Consider the following 25,964-nt stretch of genomic DNA (forward strand, 5'->3'; position numbering starts at 1 on the left):
TGCTTGTCATGTTGCGCCTCACCACCGCGTTGCCCCTGCTGTTGTCCACCGCCCTGCTGGCCTCGGCGGTGCAGGCCGCCCCCAGTGTCTACCCCACCGGAGTGACCCGCTACGATCCGGCCAGGGCCTATAACCAGTACGTGATCTTCAGCGGCGCCGATAAACAGACCCACCTGATCGACATGAACGGCAACGAGGTGAAGAACTGGCCGCAAGCCGGTTTTCCCTCGGCGATCATCGACCCGCAACTGGTGAACGGCGAGCGTGGCCGGGTGCTGTTGCAGCTCAAGGACAAGGAGCCCGGGCCCCTGGGCTCGGCCGGCAACGGCCTGGGCAACCAGAGCGTCGGTGAGCTGGACTGGAATGGCAAGGTGCTCTGGCAGTGGGGCGACCAGGCCCCGGGTGGCGCCGCCCAGCAGCACCACGACCAGCGCCGGCTGAGCAACGGCAACACCCTGGTGCTGGCCAACAAGGTGCACAAGGTGGCGGGGTTCAAGGTGCCCCAGGTGATCGACGATGCGATCTATGAAGTCAGCCCCGAGGGCCAGGTCAAATGGCAGTGGCTGGCCTCCGAGCACCTCAGGGAATTCGGTTTTACCCCGGCGCAACTGAAGCTGGTGTACGGCACCGACAACCCGGACTACCTGCACATCAACAACCTCAGCGTGGTGGGCCCCAACCGCTGGTTCGACGCCGGTGACCAACGCTTCGCCCCGGACAACCTGCTGATCGATTCGCGCAACGCCAACTTCATCGCCATCCTCGACAAGCACAGTGGCAAGGTGGTCTGGCGCCTGGGGCCGAACCTGGCGCCGATCAACCCCAAGACCGCGGGCAAGGTGCCGCGTCCGGTGGATCAGTTCGTCGGCCAGCATGACGCCCACATCATTCCCGCCGGCTTGCCGGGGGCCGGCCACCTGCTGGTGTTCGACAACCAGGGCACGGCCGGTTACCCCTCGGTGCCTCTGGGGCTGATCGCCGGCTCCCGGGTGCTGGAGATCGACCCGATCAAGAATGAGATCGTCTGGCAGTACAGCGCCGCCAGTTCCCGGCAGCCGGGCTGGGCCTTCTACAGTTCGTTCATCAGCAGCGCGCGGCGTTTGCCCAACGGCAACACGCTGATCGACGAGGGCATGAACGGGCGCTTCTTCCAGGTCACGGCTGGCGGCGAAATCGTCTGGGAATACGTCAGCCCCTACCTGGGCAAGGCCCCGGGCAGCGAGGCCATCAGCAACTGGGTGTACCGCGCCTTGCCAGTGAATTACGACTGGGTGCCCGAGGGCACGCCGCGTTCGCAAACCGCGGTGAGCGTGCCGGAGTCGGGGCTGAAGCAGGCCAGTGCCAGCACGGGGATTTGAGCTAGAGGCCGTGCTGCTGCGGTCAGGTCGGGCTGGCAGCCCAGCGGGAGCAAGCTCCCTCGCCACAAATGAGGTGCGGGAGCAGCTCTGGAGGATGACCTCAAAAGTAGAAGAACAGGCCGGTGTCCCGTTCCAGGGCCAGTCGATTCAGGGCGATGAGCTTGTGGATAAGTTCATCCTCCGCCGTCGCGGTCTGGGTGAGGATCGACAGCGCCGTGGCCAGGGCGGCCCGACCCTGGATCGAAGCGTCTTCGTAGTCGTCGATCAGAGTGCCCAGGGCGTGGTTCAGGCTCGGTAGCAGGTCGCTGCTGCACAGGGCGGTCCACTGCTCCGCGGACAGCGCCAGTTCCTCCAGGTCCCCCGGCAGGCACTGGTCCAGATCCAGGCGTTGCATGGCGTCCTTGCTGGTGGGCACGACTATCCATTTGCGCGGTGTGTTCATGGCTGCCAGCGCTCGACGAAGGCCTTGAAGTCTGCGGCCACCGGGTAGCGGCTGGCGTTCTCGGGGTCGAAGATTTCCACCGCCACCTGCGGGCTGTTGAAGTCCAGGCAGATCAGCAGGCCGCCGGCATCCCGGGCGATCGGCAGGCAACCGGCGGGCAGTCCCGGCACGCGGCCAGGGCTGGCGTACCAGAGCAGGGTCCAGGGTTCGCTGGTCAGGCTGAAATCGAAGAACTCGCTGATGCAGGCGTAGCCGCCGTCATAGGCAAAACGGCCGATCCCCGGCGTGGCGGCCTCGGCGTATTGCACCAGCTCCAGGTACAGCGGCGGGAGCTCGACGCCGAGGCGTTGCTGCACCTGGGTGATCCGCTGTTCATCCACCGCCGATCCGGGTTCTATTTCCCAGGCATTCCAGTCCGTGGTCATGTTCGACATGCGCCTTGTGATTGAAGACATGCGCCCGCGCGCGGGGGCGAGCGGGCGATTGTAGGCGTGTCGTCCGGTGCGCGGTAGGCGCTAGTTGCAGCTCTGGCCTTCGGGCAGGGTGACGCTGTATTTGCGTTGCACGCGGTTGCGAAAGTCCAGGTTATCGAGGCTTTCCTGCACCAGGAAATCCTCGACCTTGGCGTCCTGGCAGTCCTCGTTATAGGACGAGGCCCGCAGCAGGAATACCGTGCGCCGGCTCTGCTCGTCCTTGGCCTTGATGTTGAAGGTCGAAAGGGTGGTGTAGCCGGTGCGCTCCGAGGAGCCGATGGCGCGGTAGGACATCACCGGGGTGCTGGTGCACACCGTCTGCTGGTGCTTGCCGGGCATGCATGTGGTTTTGGTGCTGCTGGGCACCTGGCCGTAGTCGGTGGCGGTGTAGCGGTAGCTGGTCTTTTTACTGCCCACAGCAAGGGCAATGTTCATGCGAAACGGCGGGTGGTTTTTCGGCAGCGACGATTCGGTATACACCTGGGTAAAACCCATGCCATGCAGGGCGGCGACCATGTCGCGCAGGTAGTAGCTGGCCTTGAGGCCCTGGGCATCCTTGGCGCCGTCGACGGTCACCAGCACCGGAGCCTTGGGGTCGAAGTAATAGTCTTGGGCCGGGGTGGCGTCGATCGCCACTTCCAGTTTGTTGGCGCAGCCGGTCAAAAAACAGGCGAGCAAAAGCAGCGGGCAGAGCAGGTAGCGAGTCATGAATAAGCCAATGTGCAACGTGAGGAATGGATAAGGCTTTAACGATCGAGACTCGGTTCGAACAAACGTGGGGGGTTACGCAGGCTCGCTGGCCTGATACTCCAGCAGGTCGCCGGGTTGGCAGTCGAGTGCAGCGCAGAGTTTGTCCAGGGTCTCGATTTTCATCCCCTTGACCTTGCCATTTTTCAGCAACGACAGATTCGCCTCGGTAATGCCCAGGATGGCGGCCAGCTCTTTGGAGCGAATCTTGTTTTTAGCCATGACAACGTCAAGCCGAACGATAATGGTCATCTCATTGTTCTATATGTAGTGACTGTGCTCATCACTGAGGACTTTGGCGTCGCGCATGATAATGGAAAACGAGCAGAGCAAGATTCCTTTGACCACCTCGTAAGCGGCGTAGGACGAGAAGCCCGCGGAGATCTGCAGAATGCGCTGGCCGGGCGGCAGGTCGATGGACAGGGCCAGGCCTTGCAGGGTTTCCATCATCGGGAAAGTGGCCGGGGCGACGATCCACAGCATGCCCACGCGCCAGAGGATGCGGATGTTGCGATCGCTCCAGGTTTCGCCGCGCGACAGCCGCAGGAAGAACACCCCGGTCAGGTACAGGGCGAAGCTCGACAGCAGCAGGGGCAGGAAGTCGAGGATCACCAGCAGGGTGAAGCTTGCGGACGACAGCTTGAAATCGGCTTCCAGCAGGCGCGGCGAGTGTTCGGCGAATACGCTGAGCAGGGCACCGAGCATCTGGTCCTTGTTATAGATCCACATTCCGGCATTGCCGCCGACCTCGACGACACCCATGACCCAGGCCAGGATCGCGGCCAGCAGGCCGACCCGTCGCAAGCGGTATTGGGCCGAGCCGTTGATTGGGGAGTGCATGCGTTATTCCTTGCAAAACGGGGGAGGTGGCTGATTATTGATAAAAAATTATCGAATTACAATAATTTATTTCTTTGTGAATGCCTTGGCTCTATAGCTTGGACTAATGATGTGGCGAGGGAGCTCGCTCCCGTCCGGGCGCGCAGCGCCTCTTTGATTTTTCGGAATGTTAGGTATACGTTACGTTCAATCAATTTTGTTGCGTATACAGAACATGGACTACTTTCTGATCACTGCGCGCCTTGGCGAGCAGGTTCGCCAGCGTCGTCTGCACCGTGGCCTGACCCAGGCCAGTCTGGCCGCCCTGGCCGGTGTGACCCGGCAGAAGGTCATTGCCATCGAGCGCGGCGACTTGTCGGTGGGCATGGCGGCCTATGCGCGAGTGCTGGGCGCCCTGGACTGTGAATTCACCCTGGTGCCGGCCGCCATGCCCACCTTGGACGAGATCCAGGGAGTGTTCGACTGATGGCCACGGTGTTGCAGGTAGCCACCCCGGCCGGTGAGAGCGGGAAAGTCCACCGTGGCGCAGACGACTATCTGTTTCGCTATCACGATGATGCTCGGGCACAGGCTGCGATCAGTCTGCTGATGCCCGTGCGGCTGGATGAATACCGTTATCGGGAGTTGCACCCGATCTTCCAGATGAACCTGCCCGAAGGCTATGTGCTGGAGCAATTGCGCAACCGCCTGGCCAAGGTGCTGAAGGTCGACCCGATGTTGCTGCTGGCACTGTCCGGCAGCAGCGCGCCGATCGGGCGGGTCGCGGTGAGCTCGCCTGAAGTCGATGGGCTGTTGCAGCGACAGCAGTTTCCCGGGGAAAAACTGCAAGAGATCCTCGCGTGGGATGGCGCCGAGGACATCTTTGCCGATCTGGTGGAGCGCTACATCCTGCGTGCCGGGATATCCGGCGTGCAGCCCAAGGTCATGGTGCCGGAGCGGCCTGATGCGGCGTCGCGGCGTTTTACCTCGAACACCTCGGAGTTGATCATCAAGAGCGGCCGGGATGAGTTTCCGGGTTTGGCGATCAATGAATTCCTGTGCATGTCGGTGGCCAGGGAGTCGGGGATGGCGGTGCCCGAGTTCTACCTCTCCGATAACGCCAAGTTGTTCGTCATACGCCGCTTCGACCGGGACGAGCAGCTCGGTTGCCTGGGGTTTGAAGACATGGCGGCGCTGATGGGACTGGGTGCGCAGCAGAAATACAGCAAGAGCTATTCGGCCATTGCCAAGGCTGTGCGCCTGTTCTGTCCACCTGAGCAGGTGCCGGGTTCACTGGCGCAGTTGTTTGCCATGGTCAGCCTGAGCTGCATCGTGGGGAATGGCGATGCCCACCTGAAGAACTTCGGGCTGCTGTATTCCGACCCTGGCCAGCGCGATGCGCGGCTGGCGCCGGCCTACGACATCGTCAATACCACGGCCTACATACCGCAGGACGTGCTGGCCCTGGATCTGCTGGGCAACAAGTCCCTGTTTGCTTCTCGGCAGGGGTTGTTGGAGTTCGCCAAGGTCTGTGATGTGGCTCGTCCGCAAGAGGTTATTCGCGGGCAGTTGGCAGCACTGGAGCGGGTGTTGAACCGATCGGCCGAATGGGGCGAACGGGCGCCGCATGTCGTCGCGGCGATCCGGCAATGTGCCGAGCCCTTTATGAAAACCTTTGGCTAGTGCCTTGGTTGCCGGGCCGTGCCTTGCGGCCGCTTGCTACGCATGGCTACGGGGTATCTCGTGCCATCGTAGGAGCGGGCTTGCCCGCGAAGGCGGCCGCAAGAGCGCTGCAAGACGTCGGCACAAATCGCGTGAGGAATACAGTTGCTACGCAAAGCAGCCTGGTTGGCGATAGGGCACGGCTCAGTCGCGCTGCGGCTCCAGCAAGTCGAACGACAGGACCTTGATCTGCATGTCGGCGTTATAGACCAAACCAACCCGCGCACTGGGATGCAGAGGCTCCGGCAGGCGGTAGCTCTCCCAGGCGTTGAGCGTGTATTGCCCATCGGCTGATGGCCTGCGTTCCCCCGATCGCAGGGGCGTGCCCAGCAGGCTGCGGATTTCCTCGTGGGTCATGGTGCGCGAGAAGGGGGCAGGCAGCTCGCCGCGGTAATACGAGCGCCCCTGTTCAAGGGGCATGAATTCGATCAGTACCTTTTCCAGGGCCAGGCTGTCTTCCCAGAAGTCCAGCATCAGGCCGGGCTCGACGACCACGGTCAGCCATTCGAATTCATCGTAGATCTTGCCCGTCGGGCGCTCGATGCGCTCTCCCCGGGCGATCAGTGCTTCATGGCTGAGCCCGAGGCTGCTTACCCAGCGGCTGATCGTTTTAGCGTCCATGGTTTCTCCATTGTCCTGTGCTGAGTGGGGGCTCGTTGGCGGCCGATCTTAGCCGGTTGAAAAGACCAGTGGCTCCGTTGGGACACAAAGAAAGCCGCCTGCAATACCGGCAGGCGGTTGGTTTGAGGCGCGCTGTCAGGTCGGTTGTGGTGCTGTGTCGAGCTGGGCCCGGCCCTGATAGCTGGCCGGGCTGAAGATCCGCGTCAACAGCAGCATCGCCAGGACACCCACGATCAGCACCCACCATGCGCTGACAAAGCTGCCGGTGACTTGCCGCAGCCAGCCGCTCAGCCACGGCGAGATGGCATTGATCAGAAAGCCCACGCCCTGGACGAAGGCCGCCAGTTGCCCGGCTTCCCGGGGATCACGGCGGTGATCCAGGGTCAGGATCAGGCTCAGGGCAAAGCAGGCTCCCAGGCCGAAGCCGATCAGCGCTACCCACAGGTGCGGGCTCTGCAAAGGCCACAGCACCAGCCCGAGAAACCCCACGGCCTGGGCCGCGAGGCTGATGCCCAGCAGTGGCCGGCGGTCGCTGCTGCGCTGGGCCAGGGCCGGCATCAGCAGGGCGGCGGTGACTTGGAACAGGGTCATGAAGGCCAGCAGCGAGCCGCTCTGGCTGGCGCTCCAGCCCAGTTGCAGGTAGTAGGCCGGCAGCCACGCCACCATGCTCATGTAGCCGCAGTTCACCAGGCCGAAATACAGGGCCAGCAGCCAGGCGCGACGGTTGTTCCACAGTGTTTGGCTGGGGGCCTGGCTGACGTTGCGGCGACCGGCGCCCAGGGGCAGGCACCGCCACAGCAGCAGGGCGGCCATGGCCGGCAGCAGCCAGACGCCCAGCCCCACTTGCCAGTTGCCGAAGTGGCTGGCCACCTGCGGGCTGAGCAGGGCGGCGAGGCCGCCACCGCCCATCAGCGAGGCCGAGTAGACGCCCATGGCCAGGGCCACGCGCTGCTGGAACTGGCGTTTGATCAGTGCTGGCACCAGGGCCTGGATCAAGGCCACGCCGGCGCCACCGAGCAGGGCGGTGGCGAGCAGGGCCGTGGCCTGGCCAAAGCACAGCCGCACCCCACAGGCCAGCAGCACCAGCAGCAAACCCAGGGACACGCCACGGCGTTCGCCGAGGCGGGCTTCGATCCGTACCCCGAGCAAGGCCACCAGGCCCATGCAGATCACCGGCAGGCTGGTGAGCCAGGCGCTGCCCTGGAAGCTCAGGCCGGTGGCGCCACGGATCTCGTCGAGCAGCGGGCTGACCGAGCTGAGGATCGGCCGCAGGTTCAGGCCCAGGCACACCAGCAGGGCCCAGCCGGCCCAGCGCTGGAAGGTGGATTCAGTTCGCGGCATGGCGCTGCTGCCAATCCTGGTACAGGGCGACCATCGCCGCCTGGGGCAGGTGCAGCAGCGGCAGGCGCTGGGCTTCCAGGGGCTTGCTCAGCTGTTGGTAAATGGCCGCGGTGGACAGGCCGAACGGCTCTGCCTGTTCATTGCTGGCGGCGAACACCGCGCGAGATACGCCGCACAGGTACATGGCGGCCAGGCACATGGGGCAGGGCTGGCCACTGGCGTAGATCACGCAGTCGTCCAGGCGCGGGCCCAGTTGCCGGCTGGCGGCGCGGATGGCGAGCATTTCGGCGTGGGCCGTGGGGTCCTGGCTGAGGTGGATTTCATTCACCGCCTCGGCCAGCACCCGGCCGTTGCGCACCAGCAGCGCGCCGAACGGGCGGCCACCGTGTTCGACGTTGCGCCGGGCCAGTTCAACGGCCCGTTGCAGGTAGTGTTGATCGTCGTTCATCAAGGTTTCCGTGGAAGAGGAGGCGGGACCACGCACTGAAGTTGCGTCAGAACCGCTGGTTCCGGTTGCTGGAGGGGCAGTATGGTGAGTGGCCTTGGTATTCTGAAATTAAATATAACCATGCCAATCAGTGGCATTGAGGATGGTGAGTGAACATGCTGGACCCCGTGTTGCTTCGCAGTTTTGTCGCGGTGGCCGACAGCCAGAACTTCACCCGCGCCGCCGAGCGCCTGCACCTGACCCAGTCCACCGTGAGTCAGCAGGTGCGGCGCCTGGAAGAGAGCCTGGGCTGCCAGTTGCTCGATCGCGACCAGCGCCGGGTGGTGGCCACGGTGGAGGGCGAGCGCCTGCTGGCTTATGCCCGGCGCATCCTGGCGCTGCATGAAGAAGCCTGTGATGTGCTGCTCAACCAGCGCGGCGAGGAGGTGCTGCGCCTGGGTGTGCCGGAAGACTTCGCAGCCGAGCGCCTGATGCCGATGCTTTCGCGCTTTGGCCTGGACTACCCGGCGGTGCGCCTGGAGGTCACCTGCGGCCTGGGGCCGGAGCTGCTGCGCCAGTTCCGCCGTGGCGAGTTCGATCTGTTGCTGGTCAAGCAGATGGGCCACAGCGACGACTGCCTGGAGTCCTGGCCCGAGCCTTTGTGCTGGGTCGACAGCTTGCGCCAGCCGGCCTTGGGCCGCGATCCGCTGCCGCTGGTGGCGTTTCCGGTGGGCGGGTTGTATCGCCAGGAAATGCTTCACCACCTGGAGGTCGGCGGCTGGCCGTGGCGCATCGCCTATTCCAGCGCCAGCCTGGCCAGTGTCTGCTCGGCGGTGGCGGCGGGTCTGGGCATCAGCCTGTTGCCGGTGCGGGTGCTGGGCAAGGGCCATCGACTGCTCGACGCCGCCAGCGGCCTGCCGGATATCCAGGGCGTGCGCTTGGCGCTGTACGCCGGCAGTGGCCTGAGTCGGGCCGGCAAGGCATTACAAGAGCAGTTGAGGGCAGTGGCCAGCGTCAAGCCGCAAGTTGAAAACACCGGGAAGTTATAAGTGCTTTTGTTTCGGTCATAACTTATAGAGAGCCGATTGTAGGCTATAGCTATTTAATTAGTTGTTGCGCAAGTTTGTTTTGGACAGAGTTATAAACGCCGACCATGCTGGGTTGTAAGTTCCAGGGGGAACTTGCTTCATTGGACGAAACATTCAACCGCATAAGGAAACCCGCATTATGTCGAGCATCAATGGAACCTATGTAAACTCCAACGCTGACGCCCGTCTGATCGTGACCGACGGCAACGACGCCAACGGTTCGTTCAGCGGTGAGTTGACCCAGGCCGGGGTCAAGTACAGCGTGGCCGGGCATTACCACTTCCAGAACAGCACCGGGCAGCCGACCATCATCAATGTGTCCGGGTACAACGATGGCTACGGCTACCAGGCCTGGGCGCTGTTCTCGCCCGATCACAACTATTCCCGCTTGCGCGCCTCCGGCGCCCGCAGCAACTTCAGCGGCGATGTGGTCGGTCTGAGTGGTGAGTTCGTCAAGCAATAACAAGTTCGATGAAAAGTAGCCGCTGAATACTCGCCGCTCTATATAAAGTGGCGTGCTGGTTCAGCGGCTTTGTCGTGTCCGCTTATAAAGTTTATTTAAAGAGTTGCCAGTCAAGTGACTTGAAAGTGCCGTGGATGGCTATTGTCTTTTGCACTAACGGGCCTGTTTCGATGCTTTACAAGAATATTTTCAATGCCTGCAAGGCATGGGTTTTTTCCTGCTCGGCTACAGCCCTTGAATTACGGGGCCTGGGGCGATTCGGGGAAATCTTATATTCGAATTCGATCTATCTATAACTTGAAAGATTACTTTAAGAGATAAGCGCGGGGCGCCGATCATTGAGCCCGCGGCACCGTTGTGTGGGGGTTGTTCAAACGCCGGTGTCGGGCTTTTCAAAAAGATCGTAGGGAGTGAATCCATGGGCAATGTCCAGACCGCCGCCAGTGCACACGAGGTGCTTTGGCGCCAGGCACCGAGCGGCGAGTTGGTCGACCTCGGCCGGCCTCACCGCTCGCCGCTGGGCCAATTGCGTCTGCAACGCACGCCCAAGGGGGTATTGCGTCGTCGTGAGGCGATCCTCCTGGGCGTCGCGGCTCTGGTATTGCACGGTGCAGTGATCTACTGGCTGAGCCAGAAACCGACCCCGGTGCTGCCCATCGTGCCGCCGGAGATTCCGCCCATGACCATCGAGTTCTCGCATCCGGCGCCGCCGGTGGTCGAGCCGCCTCCGCCTGTGCCGGTACAGCCGGTGGTGGAGCCGCCGCCTCCGGTGGAGGACGAGCTGGCGGTCAAGCCGCCACCGCCCAAGCCGGTGCCCAAACCCAAGCCCAAACCGGTGCCCAAGCCCGAGCCGAAACCCGCGCCCAAGCCGGTGCAGCAGACGCCGGCGGCGCCGCAACCTGCGGCGCCAGTAGCCGCTCCGACAGCGCCCGCGCCACCGGCCCCGGCCCCTGTGACACCGGCTTCGGCCAGCGCCGCGTACCTGAAGAACCCGGCGCCGGAATACCCCTCCCTGGCCCAGCGCCGCGGTTGGGAAGGCACGGTGCTGTTGCGGGTGCATGTCCTGGCCAGCGGCAAGCCGGGGGAGATCCAGATCCAGAAGAGCAGCGGTCGCCAGCAACTCGACGATGCGGCCCTGGCCGCGGTCAAGCGCTGGAGCTTCGTCCCCGCCAAGCAGGGTGACGTGGCCCAGGACGGCTGGGTCAGCGTACCCATCGACTTCAAGATTCATTGAGCCGCAAGGCCGATCAAATAACGCGCGCTAAACGCTTACACAGAGGGAACACATCATGACGTTACTGGCATCTCCACTGGAATCCATCGAAAGCGCGGTGATCTGGCTGTTGGTGGTCTTCTCCGTCGCCACTTGGGGCCTGGCCCTGGTCAAGGGCGTGCAGTTCGCCCGCCTCAAGTCCCAGGATCGCAAGTTTCACAATCAATTCTGGGCCGCTTCCAGCCTCGACTCCGCCGCCGCCCTGAGTGAAACCGCGCCCGGCGCGGCGGCCCGGGTGGCCCAGGCCGGCTATGCGGCGATCCAGGTCGGCGACGCGCCGCATGCGGCGGACCTGAGCCAGGCGATCAATCACCAGGACCGCCTCGAACGCGCCTTGCGCCAGCAGATCGTGCGGGAACGCCGCTCCCTGGAAACCGGCCTGGCGGTGGTCGCCAGTATCGGTAGCACCTCGCCCTTCATCGGCCTGTTCGGCACCGTGTGGGGGATCATGGAAGCCCTGAAAGGCATCAGCGCCGCCGGCTCGGCGAGCCTGGAAACCGTGGCCGGGCCGATCGGCGCGGCGCTGGTGGCCACCGGCGTGGGGATCGCCGTCGCGGTGCCGGCGGTGCTGGTCTACAACTACTTCCTGCGGCGCCTGAAGCTCACCGCCGCGGACCTCGACGACTTCGCCCACGACTTCTACAGCCTGGCGCAGAAGAGCTCGTTTCGCGTGCTGATCCACCCGAGCGCGCACAAGGTGGCGGCCCAGGGCGGCCAGCAGAAAGTCAAGGAGGCCTCCTGATATGGCCTTCTCCACCCAAGACAGCGATGAAGTGCAGAGCGAGATCAACGTCACCCCGTTGGTGGACGTGATGCTGGTGCTGCTGGTGGTGTTCATCGTCACCGCGCCGCTGCTGACCAACGCCATTCCGATCAACCTGCCCAAGACCGAGGCCGTGGCCCCGGTGGAGCAGAAGGACCCGCTGGTGGTGAGCATCGACGGCACCGGCAAACTCTTTATCAACAAGGACCAGATCCAGCCGGACCTGCTGGAAACCAACTTGCAAGCGGCCAAGGCCAAGGACCCGCAAGTGCGGGTCCAGCTGCAGGCCGACGATGGCGTCAACTACGGCGAAGTGGCCCGTGCCATGGCGTCCATCGAGCGTGCGGGCATCACCAAGCTTTCGGTGATTACCGCACGCTGACACCGAGCAACAAAGCCACGACTTTTCAGGCCGTCTCCTTGGCAGGGTGCGGCCTTTTTTTTGCCTGACAAAAAGTTCCGCAAAGCCCCTGCCGAAATGCCCTGGCGGAGCAAGGCTCGAGGGCCTCTTCGCCAGCAAGCTGGCTCCTACGGTGGGCGTGTTGCGCTGAGTCTTGTAGGAGCTGGCTTGCCAGCGAAAGCGTCGGCGAGGGCGGTGCAAGGCTTGGGTGGCCTCTTCGCCGGCAAGCCGGCTCCTACAAGGCCGTCAGCGAAATTGCTCGGCTCCTGTGGAGGGCTAAGGGTTTTTTTGATATTCATTTTGGGTATTAATAAATAGCTTCTTATTCCTTAACGAATATAAATCCCCTCCCTATACTCGTTCGGGAACAGACACGCAGCAGGAGAGTTCCCCATGCGCAACGAATCCATTCGCTACTTGATTGTGCCGGGCTGGCAAGGATCGCCAGAAGATCATTGGCAAACCCATTGGCAGAACAGCCTGCCCAACAGTGCGCGGGTGGAGCAGGCCGATTGGCTGACGCCGCGCCGCGAGGACTGGGTGGCGGCCCTGGCCGAAGCCATCGCCGCCGACGACACCCCGGTGATCCTGATTGCCCACAGCCTGGGCTGCATCACCGTGGCCCATTGGGCAGCGCGGGCGCCTCTGGCCGCTCTGCGTCAGGTGCGTGGCGCGCTGCTGGTGGCTCCGGCGGACGTCGAGCGTCCGGCCTGTGCCCCGGCGCTGCGCAATTTCGCGCCGATTCCCCGGGACCTGCTGCCGTTCCCCAGCCAGGTGGTCGGCTCGGACAACGACAGCGCCGTGAGTGCCCCGCGGGCTCTGCAGCTGGCCCGCGACTGGGGCGCCGAAGCCGGGATCCTGGCCGGTGCCGGGCATATCAACGTCAAGTCCGGCCACCAGCGCTGGGAGCAGGGCTTCGCCTATCTCTACCGTCTGCAGAACCGTATGGAGCAACACGCCCTGCGTCGTGCCTGATTGTCCTTTTCCTGTTTAAACGCCCCCGTCCCCAGGCGGCCTGGGGCGGGAGTCTGCCATGAGTTCTCACACCCCTTTCGGCCAGCCATTGCTGACCTTTCCCGATGCGGAAAAAAGCCCCCTGAGCATCCGCGCCAAGGCGCTGGTGTTCGTCGACCCGCGTTCGCGGCAACTGCGTGAAGAACTGGAGCAGCTGGCGCCGCGCGCGGTGTCGGTGCTGATCCGTGGCGAAACCGGCACCGGCAAGGAACTGCTGGCCCGGCATATTCACCGCGCCAGCGACCGTAGTGGCCTGTTCGTCTCGGTCAACTGCGGCGCCATCAGCCCGACCTACGCCGACGCCGAACTGTTCGGCTATGCCGCCGGCAGTTTCAGTGGCTCGGCCAGTAGCCGCGCCGGCTGGTTCGGCTCGGCCAATGGCGGGACCCTGTACCTGGACGAGATCGGCGACCTGCCGTTGCCGATCCAGACCAAGCTGCTGGCGGCCCTGGAGAACCACGAAGTGACCCGGGTCGGCGCCCAGCAGCCGAGCCCGGTGGACGTGCGCCTGGTGGCGGCCACCAGCATCGACCTGGCCCAGGCGGTGGCGGCGGGCAAGTTCCATGAGCGCCTGTATCGCTACCTCAGCGAGGGCCAGCTGGAGTTGCCGGCGCTGCGCGAGCGAGTGGGGGACATCGAGTCCCTGGCCGAGTACTTCCTGGGCATTTACAGCCAGCGTCTGGACCTGCCGGTGCCGCTGATCAGCGAAGCCGCGCAGCAGGCCCTGGAGCGCCATAGCTGGCCGGGCAATACCCGCGAGCTGGAGAACGTCATTCACTTTGCGCTGCTGGTCAGTAGTGGCGAAGAGATCCTGCCGGAGCACCTCAACCTGCCGCCGGCGCCTTCGCCCCTGGAGCAGGTCGAGCAACTGCTGCGGCAGATCGGCGACAGCGGGTCCGCCGCCGAGCGCCAGGCGTTGCACCAGTTGTTGCAACGCACCGCCCTGACCTGAAACCCCGGCCATCGTAGGCGCTGGCTTGCCAGCGAAGGCGTTCGCCAGAGCGATGCAATGCCTCGGGGCCTCTTCGCCGGCAAGCCGGCTCCTACCAAGACGACTTCAGATCCGACTCGTAGGAGCTGGCTTGCCAGCGAAGGCGTTCGCCAGGGCGATGCAATGCCTCAGGGCCTCTTCGCCGGCGAGCCGGCTCCAACCAAGACGACATCAGATCCGCCCTGTAGGAGCTGGCTTGCCAGCGAAGGCGTTCGCCAGGGCGATGCAATGCCTCAGGCCCTCTTCGCCGGCAAGCCGGCTCCTACGCAGGTTGGCCCGGCAGGCGGGAGGGCGCAGGCCAGAGCCTTGGGTTGCTGTATGAACAAAATGGAATATGAACGTGAATAAAAGATATTTTTAGGGAATAAAAAATCTCGGTATTGTCCGCTTCACGCCAGCAGTGGCACATCACTGGCACCTCAATCAGTTCCCTATTTGAAGCCGTCGGCGATTCCGACCCCTAAGGACCTTGCATGAAAAAAGTTCTGTTGTTCACCGCACTGGCGGCAGCCCTGAGCGCCGGTATTGCCCAAGCCGCCGAGAAGCTGGTGGTCGCCGCGACTCCGGTGCCCCACGCCGAGATTCTCGAGCTGATCAAGCCCACCCTGGCCAAGGAAGGCGTGGACCTGGAAATCAAGGTCTTCACCGACTACGTACAACCCAACGTGCAGGTCGATCAGAAGCGTCTGGACGCCAACTACTTCCAGACCCTGCCGTACCTGAAGAACTTCAACGAAGGCAAGGGCACGCACCTGGAAACCGTGATCGGTGTGCACGTCGAACCCTTCGGCGGCTACTCGAAGAAGGTCAAGTCCCTGGCCGAGCTGAAAGACGGCGCCACCATCGCCATCCCCAACGAAGGCAGCAACAGCGGCCGGGCCCTGATCCTGCTGCAGAAGGCCGGGCTGATCGAGCTCAAGGATCCGAAGAACGCCGTGTCCACGCCCAAGGACATCGCCAAGAACCCGCACAACTTCAAGTTCAAGGAACTGGAGTCGGCCATGCTGCCGCGGGTCCTGGATCAGGTTGACCTGGACATGATCAACACCAACTACGCCCTGGAAGCCGGCCTGAACCCGGCCAAGGATGCGCTGGTGATCGAAGGTGCCGATTCGCCTTACGTGAACTACCTGGTGGCGCGTCCGGACAACAAGGACAGCGCGGCGATCCAGAAGCTGGCCAAGGCCCTGACCAGCCCCGAGGTGAAAGCTTTCATCGAGAAGAAGTACAACGGCGCGGTATTGCCAGCGTTCTGATGAACTAGGCTACTGACCCGATAAACCCCTTCAAGGTTTGAACGTCGACGGCTAGCACAGCGTCGGCGTTTTTTATTGCGCCCGCGCAAGCGGCAGGAGCCGGCCGGGCGGCGTTCCGCTTGCCTGTCCCTACAGTGGAGCGCTTTTGGCGGTGGCTTGGAGGGCTCGGCGCAAGGCCGTCAGCCATTTCACCAGCTCATGGGGATCCAGCGGTTGCGGGGTCTTCGCGTCGGCCATGCTGATTGTCCTGGTCAGGCTCAAGGGCAGAAAAGGTAGTTGCTCGGCGCCAGCCCGGCAAATCCGCGGGTTAGGTTTTTGGGTGATATCAATATGCCGTAACGGTATTTAAATTCTGCTTTTTATAGCTATAAAGTCGCGGCAGCCGGGCGGTTACCCACTGCCCCACGGACTGCACCACCGCCGCTGTACCCCAGCGGCGTCCAGGACTTTCAATGACCCTCGATTACGCTTTTATCCTCAGCACCCTGCCGGCCTTTCTCAAAGCCGTGGGGGTGACCCTGCAGGTCGGCCTGATCGCCATCGGCACTTCCTTGCTGGTGGCCCTGATCAACGCCACCATCCTGGTGTTTCGCACCCCTTACCTGCGGCGGCTGATTGGCCTGTACGTGGAGCTGGCGCGCAACACACCGCTGCTGATCCAGCTGTTCTTCGTCTATTTCGCCTTGCCGGCCCTGGGCATCAAGGTTTCCGGTTTCGCCGCGGCGATCATCACCATGACCTTCCTTGGCGGTGCCTACCTCACCGAAGTGCTGCGCGCCGGGGTCGAAGCCGTGCCCCAGGCGCAGCTGGAATCGGGCCGCTCCATCGGCCTGTCGCAGTGGCAACTGCTGCGCTACGTGATCCTGCCCCAGGCCGGGATCCTCAGCCTGCCGTCGCTGTTCGCCAATTTCATTTTCCTGCTCAAGGAAACCACCGTGGTTTCGGCGGTGGCGGTGCCGGAGATTCTCTACACCACCAAGAGCTACATCGCCCTGTACTACAAGACCTATGAAATGCTCGCGGTGCTGACCCTGATCTGCGTGCTGCTGTTCTTGCCGCTGTCGCTGTTGCTCAGCCGTCTGGAAAGGAGGTTGCAACATGGCCAGTTCGGGTCTTGAGCTGTTGCTGGTGTCCCTGCCGCAACTGGCCCGGGGCGCCGCGCAGACCTTGTCGATTTCCCTGTTGAGCATTGCCTTCAGCACCTTGGGCGGGGTGCTCTACGGCGTGTTGCGCAGCCTGCAACGCAAGGTGCTGGACGTGCCGCTGCGGATCTACCTGGAGCTGTTCCGGGCGATTCCGGTGCTGGTCTGGCTGTACCTGTTGTTCTTCGGCTTTCCGATCTTCTTCGGCCTGAGCATTCCCAGCTTCACCTGCGCGGTGCTGGTGCTGTCGCTGTGGGGCGCCAGCGAGGTTGGCGAGGTGGTGCGCGGCGCGTTGCAGTCGCTGCCCCGGGGCCAGCGTGAAGCCGGCCTGTCCATCGGTCTGTCCGGGGCCCAACTGTACGGCTACGTGTTGCTGCCCCAGGCGCTGAAACGCATGACGCCACCGACCATCAACGTCTACACGCGGATCATCAAGACCAGCTCCCTGGCGGTGCTGATCGGCGTGGTGGACGTGATCAAGGTCGGCCAGCAGATCATCGAGCGCACCTATGAATCGGTGCTGATCTACGGCGTGCTGTTCCTGTTTTTCTTCTTTATCTGCTACCCGCTGTCGGCCGCCTCCCGCGTGCTGGAGCGGCGCTGGACGCAAGCATGAGCGCATTGATCGAGTTCCAGGGTTTCAACAAGTTCTTCGGCCCGCAGCAGGTGCTCAAGGAGGTCGACCTCAGCGTGGCGGCGGGGGAGGTGATCGTCATCCTCGGCCCCAGCGGCTGCGGCAAGAGCACCTTGCTGCGCTGCCTCAACGGCCTGGAAACGGCCCACAGCGGGCACCTGCGTTTTGCCGGGCGCGAGCTGCTCGGCCCCGCCACCGACTGGCGCCAGGTGCGCCAGCAGATCGGCATGGTGTTCCAGAGCTACCACCTGTTCCCGCACATGAACGTGCTGGACAACATCCTCCTGGGGCCGCTCAAGGTGCAACAGCGCGAGCCCCGCGAAGCCCGGGCCCAGGCCGAAGCGCTGCTGGAGCGGGTAGGCCTTCTGGACAAGCGCGAGGCCTTTCCCCGGCAGCTGTCCGGCGGCCAGCAGCAACGCATAGCCATCGTCCGCTCGCTGTGCATGAACCCCCAGGTGATGCTGTTCGACGAGGTCACCGCGGCCCTTGATCCGGAAATGGTCAAGGAGGTGTTGCAAGTGATCCAGGGCCTGGCCCGGGACGGCATGACCCTGTTGATCGTCACCCACGAAATGGCCTTCGCCCGGGCCGTGGCCGACCGCATCGTGTTCATGGATGGCGGGCGCATCGTGGAACAGAACACCCCCGAGGCTTTCTTCACGAACCCGCAGAGCGCACGCGCGCAGCAGTTCCTGGAGAAGTTCTCCTTCGTTGAAGCACTGCCCAAGAAAGCCCCTAAAAAGGAACCGGAGCTCTTATGAAAACTGCCAAGTCTTCGCTGTTGTTACTGCCGCTTTTCGGTCTGGCCCTGCTGGCCGGCTGCGATAAATCCAATGATGCGCCCAAGCCGGCGGCCAGCGCTGCCAGCGCCGCGCCGGCGGCCGGTTACCTGGACAAGATCAAGGCCCGGGACAAGCTGATCGTCGGCGTGTTCACCGACAAGCCGCCGTTCGGTTTCGTCGATGAAACCGGGCGCTACGTGGGCTTCGATACCGACATCGGCCGCCAGTTCGCCAAGGACCTGCTGGGGGACGAGAACAAGGTGGAGTTCGTCGCCGTGGAACCGGCCAGCCGCATTCCCTTCCTGCAGAGCGACAAGGTCGACCTGATCCTGGCCAACATGACCGTGACCCCGGAGCGCAAGCAGGCGGTGGAGTTCACCAACCCCAACCTCAAGGTGGCGGTGCAGGCCCTGGTGCCCGATGGCAGCGCGGTGAAGAGCCTGGATGACCTGGCGACCCGCACCACCATCGTCACCACCGGCACCACCGCCGACCTGTGGCTGACCCAGAATCACCCGGACTGGAAACTGCTCAAGTTCGAGAAGAACACCGAATCCCTGCAAGCCCTGGCCAATGGTCGCGGCGATGCCTATGCCCAGGACAACCTGATCCTGTTCAGCTGGTCCAAGCAGAACCCTGGCTACCGCGTGCTGCCGCAGACTTTGGGCGAACAGGCACCGATTGCCCCGGCGGTGAAGAAGGGCAACCTCGAACTGCGCGATTGGGTGAATGCCGAACTGGCCAAGCTGGGTGAAGAGAAATACCTGCTCAAGCTGTATGACCAGTACGTGCGCAAGGAACTGAGCGACGACACCAAGCCTGAGAGCGTGATTGTCGAAGGCGGCAAATGGCAGGGCTGATCCCTTCCATGTAGGCGCTGGCTGCCAGCGAAAGCGTCGGCGAGGGCGGAGCAAGGCTCGAGGGCCTCTTCGCCAGCAAGCTGGCTCCTACGGTGGGTGTGTTGCGCTGAGCCTTGTAGGAGCTGGCTTGCCAGCGAAGGCGTCGGCGAGGGCGGTGCAAGGCTCGAGGGCCTCTTCGCCAGCAAGCTGGCTCCTACGGTGGGTGTGTTGCGCTGAGCCTTGTAGGAGCTGGCTTGCCAGCGAAAGCGTCGGCGAGGGCGGAGCAAGGCTCGAGGGCCTCTTCGCCAGCAAGCTGGCTCCTACGGTGGGCGTAATGCGCTTGAGCTCTGTAGGAGCTGGCTTGCCAGCGAAGGCGTCGGTGAGGGCGGAGCAAGGCTCGAGGGCCTCTTCGCCAGCAAGCTGGCTCCTACGGTGGGCGTGTTGCGCTGAGCTCTGTAGGAGCTGGCTTGCCAGCGAAGGCGTAGGCGAGGGCGGAGCAAGGCTCGAGGGCCTCTTCGCCAGCAAGCTGGCTCCTACGGTGGTGGTAGGGAAATGAGGGCTGGGGCGCTTCAGTCCGGCCAGTACCATGCCGGTTCGTCCAGCGGGCGCTGGCCGACGATGCCGGTCTGGCCCAGCTCTTTCTCCAGCACGATGCAGTTGCATTCGGGGTCTTCCTGCAGGGCCGCGATCAGGCGTCGGGCGTGGGACACCACCCACACCTGGCACTGCTGCGAGGCGCGAATGATCAGGCGCGCCAACGCTGGCAGCAGGTCCGGGTGCAGGCTGGTTTCCGGTTCGTTGAGCACCATCAGGCTCGGCGGACGCGGGGTCAGCAGGGCCGCTACCAGCAGCAGGTAGCGCAAGGTGCCGTCCGACAGTTCCGCTGCCGACAGTGGTCGCAGCAAGCCTTCCTGGTGCAGATGCACGCCGAACAAGCCCCCCGGAACGGCATCGATCTCCAGCCGCGAGTCCGGGAAGGCGTCGCTGATGCTCTCGTGCAATGCCTGCTGATCGCCCACCTCGATAATGGTCTGCAACGCGGCGGCCAGGTCCCGGCCATCGTGGTGCAGCACCGGGGTGCGGGTGCCCAGTTGTGGTCGGCGCGCGGGAGCCTGGCTGTCGGTGCGCAAGTGGTCATAAAAACGCCAGCCACGAATCTGCTCGCGCAGATGCAGAACCTCGGGCGATGAGCTCAGGTTGCCCACCTGGTCGAACAGGCTGTCGCCGCTGCTCGTATGCTGCGCCAGCACTTCCCACTGGCGGCCCGCGCGGGCTCGTATCATCGGGCCCTGGCGGTCCACCAGGGCACTGGCCGTGCGATACAGGGGCCCGCCCCAGATGCTCTCGCGCTTGATCCATGGGTCGAGGGTGAAGCGCGAGGCAATCGGCAAGCTGTGCCCGGGCAACATGAAATGACCGCTGGAATCCGGCAGCCCCAGGCTGATCGCGTACCCGAAGTCCTCACCGGCAAAGCCCAGTTGCAGGCGTCTGGCGGCCTTGCGCGGCCCGCCCTGGATCGGCACCTCGCCCTGGCGCATGCGCCGGCTGATCTGTTCCGGCCCGGCCCAGAAGGTCGAGTCCAATCCGCCTTCCTTGGCCAGGGCATTGACCACCCCGCCCTGGGCCGTCTCCGCCAGCAGGCGCAGGGCGCGGTACAGGTTGGGCTTGCCGCTGCCGTTGGCGCCGGTGATCAGGTTCAGTCTGCCTAAGGGCATCACCAACGTGTTGATGGAGCGGTAATTGGCCACCGCCAGGGTCTTGAGCATGTCGAGTCTCCTGTTGCGTGGCGCGCAGTGTGCCTGATTTGTCGGGAGGCGGCTTGCTCGCCGCCGCCCTCGAAACCGCTGTTGCGCTTGCCTGGTCAGAGCGTGCCAATGGCTCTGGCAACGGCTGCGCTCCGGGTTGCGCAGGAGCCCGCGCTCTCCTCTCCTGGGCCTGCTTCACAAGAGCCGCGTGCAAGGGTTGAACCCTGTTCTACGCTCACAGTCGTAACGTCACTGGCGCGACGAACAAGCACAAGGAGCCTGCATGGCCGGTCTCAATTCAAGGTGGATAGTGGGGCTGAGCCTGCTGGCTCTGCTCGGTGGCTGCGGGGCGGAAAAACCGACCGAGAAGGAGCGCCCGCGGGTGCGAATCCAGTCGGTGCAGCGCAGCGATTTCGCGCCTTCGGTAACCCTCACCGGCGACATCCAGGCCCGGGTGCAGACCGAGCTGTCGTTCCGCGTCGGCGGCAAGATCATCCAGCGTCTGGTGGATGTCGGCGACCGGGTCAGCGCGCAGCAGGTGCTGGCCAGGCTCGACCCGAAGGACTTGCAGACCCAGGTCGACTCCGCCGCCGCCTCGGTGTTCGCCGAGCAGGCCCGGGTCAAGCAGGCCAGCGCGGCCTTTGTCCGCCAGCAGAAACTCTTGCCCAAGGGCTACACCAGCCAGAGCGAATACGACTCGGCCCAGGCCGCGCTGCGCAGCAGCCAGAGCGCCTTGAGCGCGGCCCAGGCGCAACTGGCCAATGCCCGCGAACAGCTGGGCTACACCGAACTGGTGGCCGAGGCGCCGGGGGTGATCACCGCGCGCCAGGCCGAAGTCGGCCAGGTGGTGCAGGCCACCATGCCGATCTTCAGCCTGGCTCGGGACGGCGAGCGCGACGCGGTGTTCAACGTCTACGAGTCGCTGTTGATGCAGCCGTCGGGCCAGGCAACTATCCACATCAGCCTGCTGGACAACCCCGCGGTCACCACCACCGGCAAGGTTCGCGAAGTGACCCCGGTGGTCTCGGCCCAGAGCGGCACGGTGCAGGTCAAGGTGGTGCTCGATGCACTGCCGGCGGGCATGGACCTGGGCTCGGTGGTCAGTGCCACTGCCCGGGCCAAGGGCAAGGCCAGCGTGGTGCTGCCCTGGTCGGCGTTGACCAAGAATCTCAGCGAGCCGGCGGTGTGGCTGGTGGGCGAAGACGGCAAGACGGTGCTGCACAACGTCAAGGTCGGGCGTTACCTGACCGGCAAGGTGATCATCAGTGATGGCCTCAAGGGCGGCGAGAAGGTGGTGGTGACGGGTGGGCAGTTGTTGCATCCGGGGATGAGGGTGGAGATTGCCGCCAGCGGCGACGATCAGGGAGCGCAACCATGAAGCGCCTGCTGCCATTGTTGTGCGCCGCCGTCCTGCTATCGGGCTGTTCCAAGGAAGAGGCGGCGCCTGCGCCGGTGCGTCCGGTGCTGTCGATCCGGGTGGTGGCGCAGTCCGAGGAAAGCCTGGGGCGCTTTGCCGGCAACATCCAGGCCCGTTATGAAACCAACCTGGGCTTCCGGGTGCCGGGGCGCATCGCCAACCGCACGGTCGATGTCGGCGCCGAAGTCGGTCCCGGTGACCTGCTGGCGACCCTCGATCCCACCGACCAGCAGAACCAGCTGCGGGCCGCCCAGGGCGACCTGGCCAAGGTCGAGGCGCAATGGATCAACGCCCAGGCCAATGCCCGACGCCAGCAGGAACTGTTCGACCGTGGCGTCGGCGCCCAGGCGCAACTGGACATCGCCCAGACCGACCTGAAGACCACTGGCGCCGCCCTGGACCAGGCCAAGGCCGCGGTGCGCCAGGCTCAGGATCAGCTCAACTACAGCCAGCTGCACAGCGATCACGGGGGCGTGGTCACTGCCTGGAACGCCGAAGCCGGACAGGTAGTGACGGCCGGCCAGCAGGTGGTGACCCTGGCCCGACCGGAGATCAAGGAAGCGGTGATCGACCTGCCGGCGACCCTGGTGGACCAACTGCCGACGGACGTGGAATTCAAGGTCGCCGCGCAACTGGACCCGAGCATCAGCACCACCGCCACGGTGCGCGAGATCGAGCCTCAGGCCCAGAGCGCGACCCGCACCCGACGCGCGCGCCTGACCCTCAAGGACACCCCCGAGGCTTTCCGCCTGGGCACCGCCATCAGCGTGACCCTGAGCTCGGCCATCGAACCGCGCACCGAGTTGCCCCTGAGCGCCCTGCAAGAGGTGGATGGCCAGACCCGGATCTGGGTCATCGATCCGCAGAGCCAGACCGTCGCCCCGCGTGCAATCAAGGTGCTCAGCCGCGACGGCGATTCGGCGCTGATCGGCCAGGGCGTCAAGCCCGGTGAGCGGGTGGTCAGTGCCGGGGTCAACAGCCTCAAGCCGGGGCAGAAAGTCAAAATCGACGAGGATCGCGCGCAATGACGCCTGCCAGCAAAGCAAGCTTCAACCTCTCCGAATGGGCGATCAGGCATCAGTCCTTCGTCTGGTACCTGATGTTCGTCGCGCTGCTGATGGGGGTGTTTTCCTACCTGAACCTGGGGCGTGAGGAAGACCCGTCCTTCACCATCAAGACCATGGTGATCCAGACCCGCTGGCCCGGCGCGACCCAGGAAGAAACCCTGAAGCAGGTCACCGACCGCATCGAGAAGAAACTCGAAGAGCTGGATTCGCTGGACTACGTGAAAAGCTACACCCGTCCCGGCGAGTCGACGGTGTTCGTCAACCTGCGCGATACCACCGCCGGCAAGGACATCCCCGAGATCTGGTACCAGGTGCGCAAGAAGATCAACGACATTCGCGGCGACTTTCCCCAGGGCTTGCAGGGGCCGGGTTTCAACGATGAGTTCGGCGATGTGTTCGGTTCGATCTACGCCTTCACCGCCGACGGCCTGAGCATGCGCCAGCTGCGCGACTACGTGGAACAGGTGCGCGCCGAGATCCGCGAAGTGCCGAACCTGGGCAAGGTGGAGATGGTCGGCGAGCAGGACGAAGTCATCTACCTGAACTTCTCCACCCGCAAGCTGGCGGCCCTGGGCATCGACCAGCGCCAGGTCCTGCAAAGCCTGCAAGCGCAGAACGCGGTGACCCCGGCCGGGGTGATCGAGGCCGGGCCGGAGCGGATTTCGGTGCGCACGTCCGGGCAGTTCGCCTCGCAGAAGGACCTGGCCACGGTCAACCTGCGGCTCAATGACCGTTTCTATCGCCTGGCCGACATCGCCGACATCAGCCGCGGCTACGTCGACCCTGCCACACCGCTGTTCCGCTTCAATGGCCAGCCGGCCATCGGCCTGGCCATTGCCATGAAGAAGGGCGGCAACATCCAGGATTTCGGCAAGGCCCTGCATGTGCGCATGAATGAGCTGACCGCCGACCTGCCGGTGGGCATCGGCGTGCACAAAGTGTCCGATCAGGCCGAGGTGGTGCAGGAAGCGGTGGGCGGTTTCACCAGCGCCCTGTTCGAGGCGGTGATCATCGTCCTGGTGGTGAGCTTCGTCAGCCTCGGGGTGCGCGCCGGGCTGGTGGTGGCGTGTTCGATCCCGCTGGTGCTGGCCATGGTCTTCGTGTTCATGGAATACAGCGGCATCACCATGCAGCGGATCTCCCTGGGGGCGCTGATCATCGCCCTAGGGCTGTTGGTGGACGACGCCATGATCACCGTGGAAATGATGGTCACGCGTCTGGAAAAAGGCGAGAGCAAGGAGCAGGCGGCGACCTTCGCCTACACCTCCACTGCATTCCCGATGCTCACCGGGACCCTGGTGACCGTGGCCGGCTTCGTGCCCATCGGCCTCAACGCCAGCTCCGCCGGCGAGTACACCTTCACCCTGTTCGCGGTGATCGCCGTGGCCATGCTGGTGTCGTGGATCGTCGCGGTGCTGTTCGCCCCGGTGATCGGCATCCACATTCTCAGCACCGAGGTCAAACCTCACTCCGAGGAGCCGGGGCGCGTCGGTCGGGCCTTCAATGGCGGCCTGCTGTGGGCCATGCGCAACCGCTGGTGGGCGATCGGCATCACCGTGCTGCTGTTCGTGGCTTCGGTGTTCGGCATGCGCTTCGTGCAGAACCAGTTCTTCCCGTCTTCCGACCGGCCGGAGATCCTGGTGGACCTCAACCTGCCGCAGAACGCCTCGATCAACGAGACGCGCAAGGCGGTGGACCGCCTGGAAGCGACCCTCAAGGACGATCCGGACATCGAGCGCTGGAGCACCTACATCGGCGAGGGCGCGATCCGGTTCTACCTGCCCCTGGACCAGCAGTTGCAGAACCCCTACTACGCCCAGCTGGTGATCGTCAGCAAGGGCCTGGAGCAGCGCGAGGCCCTGAGCGAGCGCTTGCGCAAACGCCTGCGCGAAGACTTCGTCGGCATCGGCAGCAACGTGCAGGCCCTGGAAATGGGCCCGCCGGTGGGGCGGCCGATCCAGTACCGGGTCAGCGGCAAGGACATCGACCAGGTGCGCAAGCACGCCATCGACCTGGCCACCGAGCTGGACCGGAACCCGCACATCGGCGAGATCATCTACGACTGGAACGAGCCCGGCAAAGTGCTGCGCATCGACATCGCCCAGGACAAGGCGCGGCAGCTCGGGCTGTCATCGGAGGATGTGGCGCGGCTGATGAACAGCATCGTCAGCGGTTCCACCGTGACCCAGGTGCATGACGACATCTACCTGATCAACGTGGTCGGCCGCGCCGACGACAATGAACGCGGCTCCCCGGAAACCCTGCAGAACCTGCAGATCGTCACCCCCAATGGCACTTCGATTCCGCTGCTGGCTTTTGCCACCGTGGGCTACGAGCTTGAGCAGCCGCTGGTGTGGCGCCGCGACCGCAAGCCGACCATCACCATCAAGGCCGCGGTGCGCGACGCGATCCAGCCCACCGACCTGGTCAAGCAACTCAAGCCGAGCATCGAGCGCTTCGCCGCCAGCCTGCCCGCCGGTTATTCGGTGGCCACCGGCGGCACCGTGGAGGAAAGCGGCAAGGCCCAGGGCCCGATCGCCAAGGTGGTGCCGCTGATGCTGTTCCTCATGGCGACCTTCCTGATGATCCAGCTGCACAGCGTGCAGAAGCTGTTCCTGGTGGCCAGCGTCGCGCCCCTTGGGCTGATTGGCGTGGTCCTGGCCCTGGTGCCCACCGGCACGCCCATGGGTTTTGTGGCGATCCTCGGGATCCTTGCGCTGATCGGCATCATCATCCGCAACTCGGTGATCCTGGTGACCCAGATCGACGAATACGAGCGCGACGGCTATCACCCCTGGGACGCGGTGCTGGAAGCGACCCACCACCGCCGCCGGCCGATCCTGCTGACTGCCGCGGCGGCCAGCCTGGGGATGATCCCGATTGCCCGGGAAGTGTTCTGGGGGCCGATGGCCTACGCCATGATTGGCGGCATCATCGTTGCCACCTTGCTCACCCTGCTGTTCCTCCCGGCGCTGTACGTGGCCTGGTACAAGATCAAGGAGCCAAGCCCGGACCCCGCCCGCCCCAGCGCCACGTAGGAGCTGGCTTGCCAGCGAAGGGGCCCTGGAGGCGGGCGCCTGATCCGGAAAACGCCTTCGCCGGCAAGCCGGCTCCTACGAGGTTGGCGGTGCTGCGAATGG

General features: G+C 64.2%; 27 protein-coding genes. 18 read left to right on the plus strand and 9 right to left on the minus strand.

Going from position 1 to position 25,964, the window contains the following annotated elements; all coding sequences use genetic code 11:
• The first annotated feature begins 8 nt into the window (after positions 1-8).
• The gene (locus tag BLV47_RS24485; RefSeq protein ID WP_092318521.1) at positions 9-1,358 is read left to right on the plus strand and encodes an aryl-sulfate sulfotransferase; all 1,350 of its coding nucleotides are present in this window, start codon (positions 9-11) and stop codon (positions 1,356-1,358) included.
• A gap of 100 nt (positions 1,359-1,458) precedes the next feature.
• Here the strand turns inward: BLV47_RS24485 and BLV47_RS24490 are convergent, their stop codons facing one another.
• The 5 genes from BLV47_RS24490 to BLV47_RS24510 all read right to left on the minus strand — a co-directional run bounded on the left by BLV47_RS24490 (position 1,459) and on the right by BLV47_RS24510 (position 3,860).
• Complete coding sequence (locus tag BLV47_RS24490) at positions 1,459-1,800, minus strand: hypothetical protein (protein ID WP_208605312.1); 342 nt, start codon at positions 1,798-1,800, stop codon at positions 1,459-1,461.
• Positions 1,797-2,234 carry an SMI1/KNR4 family protein gene (locus BLV47_RS24495; protein ID WP_092318525.1) on the minus strand — a complete coding sequence of 146 codons (438 nt, stop codon included), beginning with the start codon at positions 2,232-2,234 and terminating at the stop codon, positions 1,797-1,799. Before BLV47_RS24495 ends, BLV47_RS24490 begins: the two co-directional genes overlap by 4 nt.
• Before the next feature lie 81 nt (positions 2,235-2,315).
• Positions 2,316-2,981 carry a hypothetical protein gene (locus BLV47_RS24500; protein WP_092318527.1) on the minus strand — a complete coding sequence of 222 codons (666 nt, stop codon included), beginning with the start codon at positions 2,979-2,981 and terminating at the stop codon, positions 2,316-2,318.
• A gap of 75 nt (positions 2,982-3,056) precedes the next feature.
• Positions 3,057-3,272: a helix-turn-helix domain-containing protein gene (locus BLV47_RS24505; protein ID WP_016963103.1), complete on the minus strand. Its 216-nt coding sequence runs from the start codon at positions 3,270-3,272 to the stop codon at positions 3,057-3,059.
• Between the two features lie 9 nt (positions 3,273-3,281).
• The gene (locus BLV47_RS24510) at positions 3,282-3,860 is read right to left on the minus strand and encodes a hypothetical protein (RefSeq protein WP_092318529.1); all 579 of its coding nucleotides are present in this window, start codon (positions 3,858-3,860) and stop codon (positions 3,282-3,284) included.
• 214 nt (positions 3,861-4,074) lie between these two features.
• Between BLV47_RS24510 and BLV47_RS24515 the strand changes: the two genes are divergently transcribed.
• On the plus strand, positions 4,075-4,326 hold the full coding sequence (locus tag BLV47_RS24515; protein WP_092318531.1) for a helix-turn-helix transcriptional regulator: 252 nt from the start codon (positions 4,075-4,077) through the stop codon (positions 4,324-4,326).
• On the plus strand, positions 4,326-5,522 hold the full coding sequence (locus BLV47_RS24520) for a type II toxin-antitoxin system HipA family toxin (RefSeq protein WP_092318533.1): 1,197 nt from the start codon (positions 4,326-4,328) through the stop codon (positions 5,520-5,522). Before BLV47_RS24515 ends, BLV47_RS24520 begins: the two co-directional genes overlap by 1 nt.
• 183 nt (positions 5,523-5,705) lie before the next feature.
• Here BLV47_RS24520 and BLV47_RS24525 read toward each other — a convergent pair whose 3' ends face one another.
• The 3 genes from BLV47_RS24525 to BLV47_RS24535 form a co-directional block, all read right to left on the minus strand.
• Positions 5,706-6,182: a DUF6392 family protein gene (locus BLV47_RS24525; RefSeq protein ID WP_092318535.1), complete on the minus strand. Its 477-nt coding sequence runs from the start codon at positions 6,180-6,182 to the stop codon at positions 5,706-5,708.
• A gap of 135 nt (positions 6,183-6,317) precedes the next feature.
• Positions 6,318-7,523: a CynX/NimT family MFS transporter gene (locus BLV47_RS24530; protein ID WP_092318537.1), complete on the minus strand. Its 1,206-nt coding sequence runs from the start codon at positions 7,521-7,523 to the stop codon at positions 6,318-6,320.
• Positions 7,510-7,971 (minus strand): nucleoside deaminase, encoded by a 462-nt coding sequence (locus tag BLV47_RS24535; RefSeq protein WP_092318539.1) that lies wholly within the window; start codon positions 7,969-7,971, stop codon positions 7,510-7,512. The genes BLV47_RS24530 and BLV47_RS24535 overlap by 14 nt, the downstream gene beginning before the upstream one ends.
• 155 nt (positions 7,972-8,126) lie before the next feature.
• On the opposite strand from BLV47_RS24535, the gene BLV47_RS24540 reads away from it, so the two are divergent.
• The 12 genes from BLV47_RS24540 (at position 8,127) to BLV47_RS24595 (ending at position 18,616) form a co-directional block, all read left to right on the plus strand.
• Positions 8,127-8,999 (plus strand): LysR substrate-binding domain-containing protein, encoded by an 873-nt coding sequence (locus BLV47_RS24540; RefSeq protein ID WP_092320563.1) that lies wholly within the window; start codon positions 8,127-8,129, stop codon positions 8,997-8,999.
• Between the two features lie 178 nt (positions 9,000-9,177).
• Entirely contained in the window at positions 9,178-9,501 is a 324-nt protein-coding gene (locus BLV47_RS24545; RefSeq protein ID WP_092318541.1) for a hypothetical protein, read from the plus strand.
• A 418-nt stretch (positions 9,502-9,919) separates the two neighbouring features.
• Positions 9,920-10,735 (plus strand): energy transducer TonB, encoded by an 816-nt coding sequence (locus tag BLV47_RS24550; RefSeq protein WP_092318544.1) that lies wholly within the window; start codon positions 9,920-9,922, stop codon positions 10,733-10,735.
• A 55-nt stretch (positions 10,736-10,790) separates the two neighbouring features.
• Entirely contained in the window at positions 10,791-11,516 is a 726-nt protein-coding gene (locus BLV47_RS24555) for a MotA/TolQ/ExbB proton channel family protein (RefSeq protein WP_092318546.1), read from the plus strand.
• Between the two features lies 1 nt (position 11,517).
• Complete coding sequence (locus BLV47_RS24560) at positions 11,518-11,919, plus strand: ExbD/TolR family protein (protein ID WP_092318548.1); 402 nt, start codon at positions 11,518-11,520, stop codon at positions 11,917-11,919.
• Between the two features lie 411 nt (positions 11,920-12,330).
• Positions 12,331-12,912, plus strand: coding sequence for an alpha/beta hydrolase (locus BLV47_RS24565; protein ID WP_092318550.1), 582 nt, complete (start codon positions 12,331-12,333; stop codon positions 12,910-12,912).
• A gap of 58 nt (positions 12,913-12,970) precedes the next feature.
• Entirely contained in the window at positions 12,971-13,903 is a 933-nt protein-coding gene (locus BLV47_RS24570; protein WP_092318552.1) for a sigma 54-interacting transcriptional regulator, read from the plus strand.
• Positions 13,904-14,415: 512 nt separating this feature from the next.
• A complete protein-coding gene (locus BLV47_RS24575) occupies positions 14,416-15,198 on the plus strand; it encodes a MetQ/NlpA family ABC transporter substrate-binding protein (RefSeq protein ID WP_060836999.1) in 783 nt (260 codons plus the stop codon).
• Positions 15,199-15,650: 452 nt separating this feature from the next.
• Positions 15,651-16,316, plus strand: coding sequence for an amino acid ABC transporter permease (locus BLV47_RS24580; protein WP_092318554.1), 666 nt, complete (start codon positions 15,651-15,653; stop codon positions 16,314-16,316).
• Positions 16,297-16,956, plus strand: coding sequence for an amino acid ABC transporter permease (locus tag BLV47_RS24585; RefSeq protein ID WP_011058612.1), 660 nt, complete (start codon positions 16,297-16,299; stop codon positions 16,954-16,956). Before BLV47_RS24580 ends, BLV47_RS24585 begins: the two co-directional genes overlap by 20 nt.
• Positions 16,953-17,735 carry an amino acid ABC transporter ATP-binding protein gene (locus BLV47_RS24590; protein WP_092318556.1) on the plus strand — a complete coding sequence of 261 codons (783 nt, stop codon included), beginning with the start codon at positions 16,953-16,955 and terminating at the stop codon, positions 17,733-17,735. Before BLV47_RS24585 ends, BLV47_RS24590 begins: the two co-directional genes overlap by 4 nt.
• The gene (locus BLV47_RS24595) at positions 17,732-18,616 is read left to right on the plus strand and encodes a transporter substrate-binding domain-containing protein (RefSeq protein ID WP_092318558.1); all 885 of its coding nucleotides are present in this window, start codon (positions 17,732-17,734) and stop codon (positions 18,614-18,616) included. The genes BLV47_RS24590 and BLV47_RS24595 overlap by 4 nt, the downstream gene beginning before the upstream one ends.
• 548 nt (positions 18,617-19,164) lie before the next feature.
• On the opposite strand, the gene BLV47_RS24600 is transcribed toward BLV47_RS24595, so the two are convergent.
• Positions 19,165-20,361 (minus strand): AAA family ATPase, encoded by a 1,197-nt coding sequence (locus BLV47_RS24600; RefSeq protein WP_092318560.1) that lies wholly within the window; start codon positions 20,359-20,361, stop codon positions 19,165-19,167.
• 262 nt (positions 20,362-20,623) lie between these two features.
• Here BLV47_RS24600 and BLV47_RS24605 point away from each other — a divergent pair, with 262 nt between their 5' ends.
• Genes BLV47_RS24605 through BLV47_RS24615 form a run of 3 tightly spaced genes read left to right on the plus strand, consistent with a single transcriptional unit; the run spans position 20,624 to position 25,862 of the window.
• A complete protein-coding gene (locus tag BLV47_RS24605) occupies positions 20,624-21,718 on the plus strand; it encodes an efflux RND transporter periplasmic adaptor subunit (protein WP_092318562.1) in 1,095 nt (364 codons plus the stop codon).
• Positions 21,715-22,785, plus strand: coding sequence for an efflux RND transporter periplasmic adaptor subunit (locus BLV47_RS24610; protein ID WP_092318564.1), 1,071 nt, complete (start codon positions 21,715-21,717; stop codon positions 22,783-22,785). Before BLV47_RS24605 ends, BLV47_RS24610 begins: the two co-directional genes overlap by 4 nt.
• A complete protein-coding gene (locus BLV47_RS24615; protein ID WP_092318566.1) occupies positions 22,782-25,862 on the plus strand; it encodes an efflux RND transporter permease subunit in 3,081 nt (1,026 codons plus the stop codon). Before BLV47_RS24610 ends, BLV47_RS24615 begins: the two co-directional genes overlap by 4 nt.
• The last annotated feature ends 102 nt before the right edge of the window (positions 25,863-25,964 follow it).

It is taken from the genome of Pseudomonas saponiphila (assembly GCF_900105185.1).
In the GTDB taxonomy this organism is placed as follows: Bacteria; Pseudomonadota; Gammaproteobacteria; order Pseudomonadales; family Pseudomonadaceae; genus Aquipseudomonas; species Aquipseudomonas saponiphila.